The following is a 12,678-nucleotide window of genomic DNA, read 5'->3' on the forward strand; positions in this document are numbered from 1 at the left end:
ACCAGGTTATCACCAATAAAGAACGCCAACAGGAAAATCCGAATAACCAAAAAGCACACAATAAAACAGCTTGTGGCTCAACAATTATGACAACAATTTCTCATATGCATCAAGCGCGCGGCGCATTTCAAAGGGCGCCGCGGATGCGTGCACCTGTTCTGCCGTAAACCCACTATTGATAAGCCGCATGGCTGAGACCAACCCTTCGGTTGACAAATACTCTACAAGGATACCATTGTCATTATTGATAATTTCGTTTGGGCCACTTTTACAGTCAAATGCAATAACCGGTGTGCCAAGCGTAATTGATTCGATTAGAACATTTGGGAACCCCTCGTAAAGTGAGGTTAAAACAGTTGCCTTAGCTCCCAAGTAAAATGGGACTATATCATTCTGGAAGCTTTCGAAGTCAACTCTATCTTGGATGCCAAAATCACGCGCAACCTCCTTAAGATAACTTTCCAAGACTCCCCTGCCAACAATTTTAAGCCGCATATCAGGAAAGTCATGTGCGATAGCTGCAAAAGCCTCAATAGCGTAATGAAAGGCTTTCTGCTGATCCAGGCGACCAACACATAGAAAGTAATCCTGCTTTTCTATATCATTCCACTTAAGTGATCTAGAGATTTCCTCAACTCTCTGGTTAACAGGATTATAAATCACCGGGGCTTTGGACTCATCAACCCCATATAATTCGACAAGATCACGCTGCATGCCTTTACACTGATTGACGATAAAATCAGCTTTACAATAAAATGTATCAATTAACCGCGACACCACATGCTTTCGCCAAAAGCCTTTTGAACGCTTTCTCGCCTCAGAGAGTGTGTTAATATTTCTAGCAATCAGCCTAAACTTATAAAAGCCAACAGCACGCACCATCACCAACATCACTGTAAGCTCATAATTAAAAACAACAGCATTCTTTACGCCATTTCTTCTCAAATAACTATGGAGGGCAAAAAAGGCATGCCTTACATACTCCACTTCTAATACATTCAGGCGGACTAATGGACTAATGCGATCCAGATATGCTGCTTTATTAAGATGAAGTACAACCAAAGTAACATTCCATCCGCGCTCAGCTAAGCCATTCGCAACATTGACACAAACAGCTTCGGCACCACCACCCTCTAGCGCTGTAATGAAAAAAGTGACTTCTCTATTGTTCACATCCACCTCTCTCTCCACATCTCAAAAATCACCATTAACCAAACCTTGTTGACTTCGTCACTTACACCATTCAAGTAGTCATCCCTAACCTTAAGGGCTTGCTCTACGTTAAAAACACCCCCTTGGGTAAGTCTGAACTCGCTAAGATAGTGTAAAATATAGTCCTTTAATTCATCTCGAAACCAATCAATGAGTGGTATCCCGAATCCCATTTTAGGCCTATCCATAAGTTCTTTGGGTATATACTTATGCGTAATTTCCTTCAGCAAATACTTTCTATCGCCACCTTTTATTTTTAAGTCTGATCTCAAACGTGCCACATATTCTATAAGCCGATAATCGAGAAGTGGCTCACGACCTTCCAGGCTACAAGACATTGTCGCGCGATCTACTTTAACCAGAATATTATCCAGTTGATAGGTCTTATAATCCACTGCGAGTAGCGAATTCAAAGAATCATTGTCGTCAAAAAGCCCTTCATAATAGTCAAATTCAGTGACAATTTCTTCATCGCTACTATCAAGTAATTTCCTCACTTCACGGACTGAAAACACATTACTTGTCGTACCAAGCAAATCAATGCTATTCTTTGCTTTTAGAGCAGACTCAAGCTTTGTGTATTTTCTCGTAATTTTTTTACTTTTATTTATTATAGGTAGCGATGCAGGGTCAATAACAGACATTATCGAACCAAGAGACCCTCGCATAGGAATTTTAGATAGGTATTTATTCAGTTTCAGGATGTATGGATATTTATCATATCCACCAAATATTTCATCACCACCATCCGCACTCAACGAAACAGTCACGCGCTGACGAGCTAGCTCACTGACCAAAACAGTAGGTATTGCTGAAGGATCCCCAAAAGGCTCATCCCATATTTCCACAATTCTGGGCAGTATTTTCAAAGCATCCTTTTGGGTGCAATAATACTCCGTATGATCTGTACCAAGATAGTTAGCTATTTTTTTCGCATGATGTGCTTCGTTATATGCATCTTCCTCAAAGCCAATGGCAAAAGTCTTAAGCTTGTCAGTTCTATTAGACTGCAAAAGTGCCGTAACTACTGAAGAATCGTAACCACCACTAAGAAACATACCCACGGGCACATCCGCCACCATACGATACTCACAAGCCGATATCATAAGGCGCTCTGTTTCTTCTAACGCCTCGGTTTCAGTGACATCTAACTTAGGTTGTCTATAACAGCCAAGTATATCCCAATATTCATTTTCTACAATATCTCCACTGCTCAAATCAACCGTTATACTATGCCCCGCCTTGAGCTTTCGCGTATTCTTAAAAATAGTATGAGGCTGTGGAATATAGCCATGCTGGAAGAACAAGGCCAACCCATTTTTATCGATCACCCTATTAAACCTAGGGTGTTCATGGAAGCTTTTAAGCTCACTAGCAAACATCAGTAAACCATCATGATGGTACCAATAAAGAGGCTTAACACCAGCACGATCACGGAGAAGAACTATTTTTTGAGACCGAGAATCCAAAATCGCTAAAGCGAACATACCATTAAGGCGATGAACCATTGGCATCCCCCAGCAGTGGTATGCCTTCAGGACTACTTCCGTGTCTGAGCTAGAGTCAAAACTATAGCCTAAGCGCTCGAGTTCATCGCGGACTTCTTGAAAGTTATAGACTTCACCATTAAAAATAATCGACAGATGCTGATAGTGCATCGGTTGGTGGCCATGCTTGGTTAGGTCTAGAATTGAGAGCCTTCGATGCCCCAACCCTACTTGAGCACTAGCGTATTGCTGCATCGAGTAGCCACTATCATCAGGGCCTCTATGGTGCAAAACATCAGTCATAGCCTTGAGATGCCTGTCGTCTGACATCAATTTCCAATCGACAAAACCTGCTATACCACACATGCGAGTGTCTCCAAAATTTGAAAAAATGCAGCTATAATTTAATTACTAACCGACACCGCATTCAAGTATCATCTGTAAACTTGGTCTTGGTATAATCGACTCTTATTCCTGACAACTTATGCTTAATGTCGAACAATTTCTCACTAAAATAATAAGAAACTTTCGAATATCTAAAACGTTTTGAACTTACTAAATATGGCAATTCAAAATTCCTAACCACCTCTGCCATTGAAAACATCTCTGCAGCCTTAATGTGATGCTTAGCAATGGCATGCTTATGTGCAACATCAAGCTGGTAGTAATTCGCTATAATATCCACAACAGACTTTTTGGGAAAATTCAATGTCGGATGATGATACTCATACTCTGAAAAATCGCTAAAAAAACCATATGAAACTGGTTCGGGAATAGATTCAATTCCAATTATTGAAGGTACGCCACAAAATGAAGCCTGGATTATTGCAGTACCACTACCAACGAAAAGATCGTACTCACGTACCACGTCGTTAAACTTTGAATACTCAAAAGTACCCATCATTTTTACGGCATTATCAATGCCTAGCTTTTGTATTTTACTATATACTTCGTCTGAAAGAGGTCCCTCGCCATATATATCAAAAACAACAGGCAACCCCATATCTACGAGCTCTTTTACAACATCTAGCATCCATAAATTATAACTCTTAAATTCTACCAAGCGTCCAACAGTACAAATTTTTAATTGTTCCCGATACCCAACCTTTGAACTACTCGCACCATCGTTTAATAAAGTAGGCGTCGAACCACTCACTACTCCTAAACGAAACACCTTGGCATTTTTTATGGGCAAAGAGTGTTTTCTTTGCATAAACTCTTTAGTCGACTCAGCAAAACACATTAGGTTTGCGTCAGGCAAATGTTGTAAAACAAACTTGCGATTTATATTTTCAAAATGAGGAAGACTTTTACCCCCCCAGGAAAATTCAAGCGAATGATATACACCAACGGTGATAGGAATACATGCATTCGCTATATTTATCAATCGATCCGCTAGCAAAGCATTTTCAGCATTGCTTACATGCACTTGTGTCACTCCCTCGAGAACTCTTAAAACATTATTATTTTTCATAGGTGAGAAGAGTTTGAAGCGATGCTTGAGAATTGGGAATTGATGAAATAGATCATTAAACCTATAAATATCCGCCACATCTTCCATTTGTGCCAGCAACTCAGGATCGCTTTCATTGTCATTTGCTAGCAAAAGCACCTTGGTATGGAGTCCCTGCCTATAGCGCTCTCTGGCAAGCCTCACAAAGAAAGTTTCAATCCCTCCCATACGTAATGCACTGTAAATTATCAGCATCTATCAATCACCTTATTTCTGACAAAAAGAAATGCATGGGACAATCTACTGTAAAACATTATACCAGTAAGAAATAGCAGTAGTAGCCAAATGAGAGATGAAATCATTTGAGATTCGAAGAATTGGAATGTTGTCACCGTCGTGGCCATCAAATAGAGTGCCAAAAGTAAGTACATTTTGTTCCTACGTATATTCTCCCATACATAACAACTAGACTCAGTTCTTACGACGAAAAATACACAGAAGGAGTACGCCGATGCCATAGCCGCACCTGCAGCGCCATGCTCTGGAATCAATATGAAATTCAAGATAAGATTTACAACAAGCGCTAAGATTGACGCCAGCATTGAAAAAACTGAGCGCCGCGTTATACCAATACCTACTACCGTCGTCTCCGACAACATATAAAGCAGTGGCATTGCGATGCATGCTACCACTAAGTATTGAATCTCATTGTACTCTTGTGGCAGTAAATAAGTAATAAACCAGGATAACAGGCCCGCCAAAGCCCATATACTTAGTACACCGACAAGCATATAGTCGACAACAGTCTGAACCCTGTCAGGTCTCACCCCTTCCTTGGCCCATCGATAGACCGTTGGGTGCCACAGGTTGGAGAATATTTTAGATAAAATTGCAGCTACCGATGCTATGCTAACAGTAACTGCATATAAGCCAAGTTCCTCAAAGCCAGCAAGAGACCTGAGAAAAAAGCGATCCATTGTCGTCAATGCCCAATATGACAGACTTCCCACGACTAATGGCATAGAAAATGCCAACATGGATTTCATTTTTCTACGGTTGAACCTAGACCTTAGTGCGCTTCCTATATCGGGACTTAGCATGAAGGTCAAGGCAATAAAAGTCACAAATAAGGCAATGATATTCGAAGCGATTAAGTCTTGGAAATCATACGCATTAAAAAAAATTATTATTATTGCAATGAACAGCAGATGCGACAGTCTCGGCATTACTTCTGCAACGGAAAATGCCACTCCGCGCTCTTGCATTCTAAGCACATGGACGAGAATATTTATCAAGTACGAGAGTAACAGGCCACCGAGTATCATAAAATCCAAACTCAGTGAGCTGACATCAAATATCAACACAGACAAGCTGAGGGGTGAAAAAATAAAGATACAGCTGAATATTAAGAAAAAGATCCCCCCAGGCAACACTGTCAACTTCAAAAGCACGCCTTTATCAGGGCTTTCATGATACTCTCTTACATACGCTTGATGCATCGCCAGGCTGAACAGCATTACTCCAAAACCAAGCACGGCTTGATACAAAGTAAAACGGCCTATATCCTCTTGGGGGAATAACCAGGCGATTAAAGGTAACGTAATGAAACCTAAAACAGCGCCAAACAGTGGCCCCACAGAAAAACTAATAATATTTCTTATGTTCAATGGTAAAAATCCAACACCGCATCTATGATATTATCAATATAGCTAGTCGGTATATTGAACCACATAGGCAATCTCAACAACCTTTCAGACTCATTCGAGGTATACACATCTTTACCTGAAAAACGTCCATAATCAACACCAGCCTTTGCGGTATGCAATGGCACGTAATGGAAAACTGCCATTATGTCCCGTTCTTTCAAGTAATGAATCAGCCTCTTTCTTTCATCAAGGTCTTTTACTTTTATATAGTACATATGTGCATTATGTTTACAATTACTGGGCACCGATGGAAGATCTAGCAGCCCTTCATTTTTTAGAGGAGCTAACCCAGCATGATATTTTTCCCAAATGGAAAGACGAAAATTATTTATCTCATTAACATTCTCTAATTGCCCCCATAAATAAGCGGCCTGCAGCTCGCTCGGGAGATAGCTGCTCCCAACATCTACCCAGCTATATTTGTCAACTAAGCCGCGAAAAAACAAACTCCTATTAGTGCCTTTCTCTCGTATTATTTCAGCTCTATCTTGGAAAGATGAGTCATTAATTATTAGCAGCCCACCTTCTCCACCACTAGTATAGTTTTTTGTTTCATGGAAACTATAAGCGGCCATATGGCCAATAGTGCCCAGCTGCCTGCCTTCATACTCACTCATCATGCCTTGTGCGGCATCTTCAATGACATACAAACCATACCGCTCTGCCAACGACATGATTGCATTCATATCACATGCCACACCAGCATAATGAACTGGTACTATTGCTTTCGTCTTGTCAGTAATCGATGCTTCTATCTTGGCCTCATCAATATTCATCGTGTCCGGTCGTATGTCAACAAATACAGCCTTAGCTCCACGAAGAACGAACGCATTTGCTGTACTAACAAATGTATAACTCGGCATGATCACTTCATCGCCAGGCTTTATATCTATCAAGATAGCCGCTAACTCAAGCGCTTGAGTACATGAAGGAGTTAGTAGTGCCCGCTTACATGGCAAATTTCGCTCAAACCATTCATGGCACTTCAGTGAGTACTCCCCGTCGCCCGAAAGCTTACCACTCGACAATGCCTTCAGTAAGTGTGCTTCTTCACGGCCAGTTTGGGCAGGCTTATTAAATGGAATCATGGAAACCCTCTTCCAAAAATTTTGCTTCGAGCTCTAGAATCTTCTTGCTTCTTTCCTTAATTCTACTTGCAGGTACGCCAGCATAGATCCCCCATGCATCGGTACTTTTTAATAATAGTGCTGACGCACCTATCGCACAGCCTTCTCTGACCGTAACACCAGGAAGAATAACAGCATTAGCTCCAACCACAACATGACGCTCTATGCGAACTTTATCAAATATTTCCGATTTATATTTTTTTGGTATAAGTGAATTTACCATAGACTCGCCGGTATAATCATCCGACTGAGAAAAAACCTTTACTCCATATGCTAGCGAGCTAAAATCAGAAATTAAAACCCCTAATTTTCCGCCGGCTACGAGACACATTGGAGTTATATGGCAATAATTTCCTATTGATACTTTACCCGATATCACGCAGAAATCATCAATTCGAGAATGATCGCCAATTTCAATTTCTTCAGCGTCATAGATGCTTGCTTTATCACTTATTTTGACATTTGAACCAACATGCTTAAAACCAATTTTAAGCAACTGTTCTTCAGAATAATAAGCCATACTTCGTTGCCTTATATATTGAATAGCGACTTAGGCCGTTTAGGCCCGCGGCTGTCCTCGAAGGGAACGCTGAGCCCCTAGTAGGCGGTGTACTACTCATTAGCACTGTTAACAATAGAAGCATCACTCACTAACACACTTCCACTGATCAGTACCTTTTGCGTGCCTGCAAGCCATCACCACCAACAGTACCTGCATATAGGCGTAGAAGGTGGCCATCATCTCATGGTGAATGGCCGCCTCGGTGAGGTTGTAGAGGGCAAAGCCCGCGGTGAACACCAACGCCACCTGTGGCCAGGGATTCTCCGGCTCGCGACGATGCAAGCGCCAGTGGTAGATGCCTGGCGCCACCAGGTAACCGAACAACGCCACCAGCCCAAGCACACCACCGGTGGCGGCCACTTCCATGTACTGGCTGTGCGCATGGCCACGGCTAACACCGAGTACCCAATCGGTAATCACGCCTTGCTCCACCAGCTCAGCATTTAGCGACTCACGCTCATCGTAGCCAAGCCCGATCAGCGGGCGCTCCAGGAACGCGTGGCTGGCGGCGGTCCACAACTGCAGGCGACCACCGCTGGAAACGGCCGCCTCGATGTTGCCTTCGGCCAAGTTGACCACCTCGTTGACGGTGTAGTCGACCCGATCCTGTACGGACGGCAGAACAGCATAGCCTACCAGCGGCAGCGCCAACATGGCGGCAATCGCCACCGCCACCACTCGCTTACCAAGGCGGTCGATGTTCAGGGCCAGGCTGAGCACCAGCAGTAGCGGCACGGCAAGAATCGCCCCTCGCGCCAGGGTCAAGAGGCACGTCACCACCGCCGCCACCGCGGCTGCCAGCAGCCAGCGCCGATAGCGGCCGTCCCGCATCAGGCATACGGCGAGAAAGCCCATCGCACAGCTCAGGTAACCCAAATTGATGCTGAACAAGAAGCCATCGGCGCGGTAGTAGTCCAGCCACTGGGTTTGCACCAGCGCTACCATAAAGGCGCCCAGGCTACCCAGTATGACGCCGAGCTCCATGAACTGGCGAAGCTGGCGCAGGTCCACCGGATACACCAGGTGCCTGAGCATCAGATAAATCGGCACCAACGCCACCATATGCGCCCCGGGGGCCAGGTAGCGGGACTGCGGATCGAGCACATAGATCGGCAACCGCGACAGCAAGAACGCTCCCAGAAGCCCCATCACCGCCCAGTCGACGCGCGTTACCACCAGCGAGCGACGATGCGCCACCAGATAGCCGATAGCGTAGAGCATCAATACGGCTACCACGGCATGACTGCGCACCGGTGTAGCGATCAGCAGCATCAATACCAGCAGCAGCGCCCATTGATTGAGCATCAAGGCCCGTTCCCGCGCAAATATTCCCGTCATCCCTCTACCAAGCTCCTGAACGACCAAAATGCAGCGAGCGCCCCAGGGCGCTCGCAAGAATAATACCACCGACCGGCCGTGCCTAAGCCTGGCCTCAACGCGCCCCAAAACCGGTAAACAGTATCCGCACCGTCTTCAGGCTGATCAGTACATCCAGCCACAGCGAGATGTGCTTGATGTAGTAGAAGTCGTACTGCAGCTTGCGGGTCATGCCATCGACCTCGGCGGCATAGCCCTGTTCTACCTGGGCCCAACCGGTAATACCCGGCCGCACCACGTGGCGGTAGCTGAAGAACGGGACGTCTTCTTCGTACCACTCGGAGAGGGAGACCGATTCCGGCCTGGGGCCGATAAAACTCATTTCACTTTTCAGGATGTTAAAGATCTGCGGCAGCTCATCGATACGATACTTGCGGATAATCCGCCCTACCCGCGTGATGCGGGGGTCGTCTTCCGAGATGGTAAAGTCTTCACCACTCATATCATGGTGCATGCTGCGGAACTTGAACATCAAGAACGGCCGTGCCCGGTAGCCCATGCGCGGCTGCATGAAGAACACCGGCCCCGGGCTGTCGATTTTGATGATGACGGCGGTCACCAACATCACCGGCAATAGCAGCGGCAGCAACACCAATGCGCCAATGAAGTCGGCTACACGCTTTACGCCCACATAGATAAGCGGCGGTAGCAGGCTGCCGAACTCATTTTCGGAAAGATGATCGATCTGCACCCGGCCCGAGATGGACTCGGAGATTTGCCGAATGTGATATACCGGGATATGACATAGCGTGCATGTGGCCAGAAATCGCTCCCACTCTGCAGGCAGGTCTTCTGCACGCAGGTCGGCGACGATACCGTCTACCCGAACTCCTTGCAGGTCGGGGCACTCGAGTAGCCGCAGGTCTACCTGGCGCGTGCCGAGCAAGCGGCGGGTATTGCCGAATGGCACTAGCGCCAGTTTCAAGCGGCGGAAACGCCGCCCGATGAAGTATCCGACATAGAACCAGGCCAAGCTCACCAGGTAGCCAGCAAACAGCACCTGGCGGGTGTAGCCTTCACGGGTGAAAAATAACAGCGCCACGGCGATCAAGAAGGCAATCGATACCGTGGGCATGATATTGGCCGCCAGCTGGGCCCCCGGGTAACGACTCATGCGCCGCAGCGTGAGCGCCGAGGCCATGAAGGCACCACTTATGGCTATCAGGGTATTGGTGCGTACATCGGGCAGGTAATGCCAGAACTCCCACCCCCAGCGTTCGAGCGAAGGCAATATCACTATCAGCGGCAGCCCCACCAACAGGTGCAGGCCCAACCCCAACAGCAGAACCTCATACCACCGTGAGTGTCGGCGCTCATACTTACGCTTCATTTTTCACCACTGCCAACACCTCATCAGCCATCTCTTCCATGATGCGATCTCGCCGCCATCGAGCCACGAAGCGTGACCGCGGGCGAGAGGATAGCGCAAGTCGCCCCAGTGCGGCGACCGCACTCTCGACATCCGCCGGAAGAAAGACGGCCGCATTGTCGATCTCCTCCTCGATGAAGCCGCCAGCGAAGCCCGCCACCCCCGCCCAGATTGGCCGGCCGGTGGCGGCATACTCGAACAGCTTGGAAGGCAGCACCGTATCCAGCGATGGCAAGGTATTCAGGTGTAGAAATAGCACATCGGTATCACGATAGGCCTGTATCAGGGCATCGCGCGGTATGGGCGGCTGCAGGGTAACGTTACTCACCCGTTGCGTATCCAGGGCCTGCTGTAGCGCATCGGCTCCGCCACCAGCGCCTATGATGCGAAACTCGGCTCGGCCCTCCAGTCGCTTGGCCAACGCCGGCAGAATATGTTCCAAGCCCTGCCCCGCGCCCAGGTTTCCCGCATAGAGCACCTTGAGCGGCGCATCTGACCTGCGCTCCGGCCCCGGCAGGAATATCCCCTGCTCCACGGCATGCACGAATGACAGGTCGATGCCATTGGTATGCCAGCTAAAGTGCTGCAGCGGATACCGAGAAGTGAAGTATGGCGCAAAGCCACGCGACACCAGGTTCACCCGCTGTGCCTCACACAGCGCCCAGCGCTCCAGTAAGCCGAAAAACGGCGCCAGTGCCTTGCCGATACCTCCAGGCAACACGTGGGGCAGGTTATCAACGAAGTTATCGCGAATATCCTGATAGAGCTTGGCCCCATGGCGATTCGCCAGCCAACGCGCCAACACCGCCGTCATCAAACGCGAAGAGGTAGCCACCACCAGGTCGTAGTGCTCGCCACGCGTAAGTTTGGCTACCTGCCGGCCATAGCCAAGAAACCCCATCGCTTGCCCAGCCATTCCCTTGCCAGGTTGTGTGATCTCCAAACGAGTGATGCGGCTCTTGCCGCTAGGTAAACACTCCTCTTTAGCTACCTGCACCTGGCCCTGCGTGAAACGATGTGGCGCGGTAGAGACCATATGCACTTCGCTACCCTCGGGTAAACGAGCATCCAGCGCATGCAGCAGCGCCTCGGCACGAAACGCGCCGGGGCTGATATCAGGAGGAAAGTAAAAACCTAGCAGCAGGATGCGCACCGGGCTCATCGAGGGGAAACGCCGATCTGAACGTTAGGCAGCACTCGAGCGTAGAGCGCCACGAGTTCACACTCCTGGGCTTCCCAGTTGAGCGTTTCGGCCGCCTTGAGGGCATTGGCGCGATAGTGCTGCCGCAACTCGGGAGCATCGACCAGCTTGCGAATGGCACTGGCCAAGGCTTGAGTATCGCTCTCGGGCACCAGGAGCCCCAGGTCATGCTCACGCACTACCTTACCGATCTCCGGGAGCTGGCTGGCCACCACGGGCAAGCCGGCAATCACGTACTCGAACAGCTTGTTGGAATCGGTGGTGAAGTGGTTCAGGCAGGTGTTCTCGATGGGCTGTACACCAATATCCGCTGAGGACGTATATTTTGGAAGATCGTCAAGCGGCACGGTCGGAATGAAAAATACACGATTTTCCAAACCTAGAGATACAGCAAGTTGCTTTAATTCTTCATGTAGACTACCACCACCTACGAACACAAAATATGCATTAGGCACATCTACTGAGCACTTAACCAAACGCTCAAGCCCTCGCCCAGGCTGCTGTCCCCCCTGGTAAATTACGATCGGAAATGGTTCAGACAAGCCCAGCGTTTCTCGAATTCGATCATCTCCTTGAACAATCGCCAAACGGGGCCGATTCTGTAGCACTAGAGGCCTTGGTATTTTATAAGCGCGAGCAAAAAACTTCGCCCTGGCGTCCGTGGTAGTAATTGTACCTGCCGCTTTGGGCATAATCCTCTTTTCAATCCAAGCAACGAGCCTCCCAATTTTGCGATAGCCTTCACGACCAGAGCTAATTTCGTGAGCATCGTACACAAGTTTTGCGCCGCAAAGACGAGCCGCTAACCAGGCCGTGGGTAAAACATTCACGTCATGAGCATGCACTACTGCTGGTCGTAGCTTGAGAAGACTCAGAAGAACAGCAACATGCGTAAAGATACGGCTGGCCATCAGTAATAGCAGTTGAAACCGACTACGCTTGGCTGTGTGCTTCTTTGGCTTCACAAGCATGGCACCCTGCTGATGCCCATGGCGAACAACAATGACACCCGATGAGAGCCTTTCCTCTCGAGGGGTAAGACCGGTTGTAAACAGCCCATGTACATATACTTTGTAACCTGCAGAAGCCAAAGTATTTGCTTCATTTTTTACACGAGCATCATTTCGGACATCATTCCATACAATCATTGCAACGCGGGGCACGAAACCTCCAATGAAGAACAG

The 12,678-nt window shown here is 47.7% G+C and carries 10 protein-coding genes; all 10 read right to left on the bottom strand.

Going from position 1 to position 12,678, the window contains the following annotated elements; all coding sequences use genetic code 11:
• Positions 1–84 precede the first annotated feature (84 nt).
• A complete protein-coding gene (locus tag QC821_RS19600; protein WP_309724884.1) occupies positions 85–1,179 on the bottom strand; it encodes a glycosyltransferase in 1,095 nt (364 codons plus the stop codon).
• On the bottom strand, positions 1,170–3,065 hold the full coding sequence (gene asnB / locus QC821_RS19605; RefSeq protein ID WP_309724886.1) for an asparagine synthase (glutamine-hydrolyzing): 1,896 nt from the start codon (positions 3,063–3,065) through the stop codon (positions 1,170–1,172). Before asnB ends, QC821_RS19600 begins: the two co-directional genes overlap by 10 nt.
• A 61-nt stretch (positions 3,066–3,126) precedes the next feature.
• Positions 3,127–4,407 carry a glycosyltransferase family protein gene (locus tag QC821_RS19610; RefSeq protein ID WP_309724887.1) on the bottom strand — a complete coding sequence of 427 codons (1,281 nt, stop codon included), beginning with the start codon at positions 4,405–4,407 and terminating at the stop codon, positions 3,127–3,129.
• Positions 4,401–5,819: a lipopolysaccharide biosynthesis protein gene (locus QC821_RS19615; RefSeq protein WP_309724889.1), complete on the bottom strand. Its 1,419-nt coding sequence runs from the start codon at positions 5,817–5,819 to the stop codon at positions 4,401–4,403. The genes QC821_RS19610 and QC821_RS19615 overlap by 7 nt, the downstream gene beginning before the upstream one ends.
• Positions 5,816–6,946: a dTDP-4-amino-4,6-dideoxygalactose transaminase gene (rffA, locus tag QC821_RS19620; RefSeq protein WP_309724891.1), complete on the bottom strand. Its 1,131-nt coding sequence runs from the start codon at positions 6,944–6,946 to the stop codon at positions 5,816–5,818. The genes QC821_RS19615 and rffA overlap by 4 nt, the downstream gene beginning before the upstream one ends.
• On the bottom strand, positions 6,933–7,505 hold the full coding sequence (locus QC821_RS19625) for an acyltransferase (protein WP_309724892.1): 573 nt from the start codon (positions 7,503–7,505) through the stop codon (positions 6,933–6,935). Before QC821_RS19625 ends, rffA begins: the two co-directional genes overlap by 14 nt.
• A 123-nt stretch (positions 7,506–7,628) precedes the next feature.
• Positions 7,629–8,852, bottom strand: coding sequence for an O-antigen ligase family protein (locus QC821_RS19630; protein WP_309724894.1), 1,224 nt, complete (start codon positions 8,850–8,852; stop codon positions 7,629–7,631).
• A gap of 127 nt (positions 8,853–8,979) precedes the next feature.
• A complete protein-coding gene (locus QC821_RS19635) occupies positions 8,980–10,254 on the bottom strand; it encodes a sugar transferase (protein WP_309724895.1) in 1,275 nt (424 codons plus the stop codon).
• Positions 10,244–11,455, bottom strand: a complete 1,212-nt coding sequence (locus QC821_RS19640) for a glycosyltransferase family 4 protein (protein WP_309724898.1) — start codon at positions 11,453–11,455, stop codon at positions 10,244–10,246. Before QC821_RS19640 ends, QC821_RS19635 begins: the two co-directional genes overlap by 11 nt.
• Entirely contained in the window at positions 11,452–12,657 is a 1,206-nt protein-coding gene (locus QC821_RS19645; protein ID WP_309724899.1) for a glycosyltransferase family 4 protein, read from the bottom strand. Before QC821_RS19645 ends, QC821_RS19640 begins: the two co-directional genes overlap by 4 nt.
• Between the last annotated feature and the right edge of the window lie 21 nt (positions 12,658–12,678).

The sequence above is a fragment of the Franzmannia qiaohouensis genome, from assembly GCF_031451695.1.
Taxonomy (GTDB): domain Bacteria; phylum Pseudomonadota; class Gammaproteobacteria; order Pseudomonadales; family Halomonadaceae; genus Franzmannia; species Franzmannia qiaohouensis.

Coding starts and splice junctions, on each gene's coding strand:
- asnB (WP_309724886.1), bottom strand. CDS start 3,065: ATGTGTGGTATAGCAGGTTTTGTCGATTGGAAATTGATGTCAGACGAC.
- QC821_RS19610 (WP_309724887.1), bottom strand. CDS start 4,407: ATGCTGATAATTTACAGTGCATTACGTATGGGAGGGATTGAAACTTTC.
- rffA (WP_309724891.1), bottom strand. CDS start 6,946: ATGATTCCATTTAATAAGCCTGCCCAAACTGGCCGTGAAGAAGCACAC.
- QC821_RS19625 (WP_309724892.1), bottom strand. CDS start 7,505: ATGGCTTATTATTCTGAAGAACAGTTGCTTAAAATTGGTTTTAAGCAT.
- QC821_RS19630 (WP_309724894.1), bottom strand. CDS start 8,852: ATGCTCAATCAATGGGCGCTGCTGCTGGTATTGATGCTGCTGATCGCT.
- QC821_RS19635 (WP_309724895.1), bottom strand. CDS start 10,254: ATGAAGCGTAAGTATGAGCGCCGACACTCACGGTGGTATGAGGTTCTG.
- QC821_RS19640 (WP_309724898.1), bottom strand. CDS start 11,455: ATGAGCCCGGTGCGCATCCTGCTGCTAGGTTTTTACTTTCCTCCTGAT.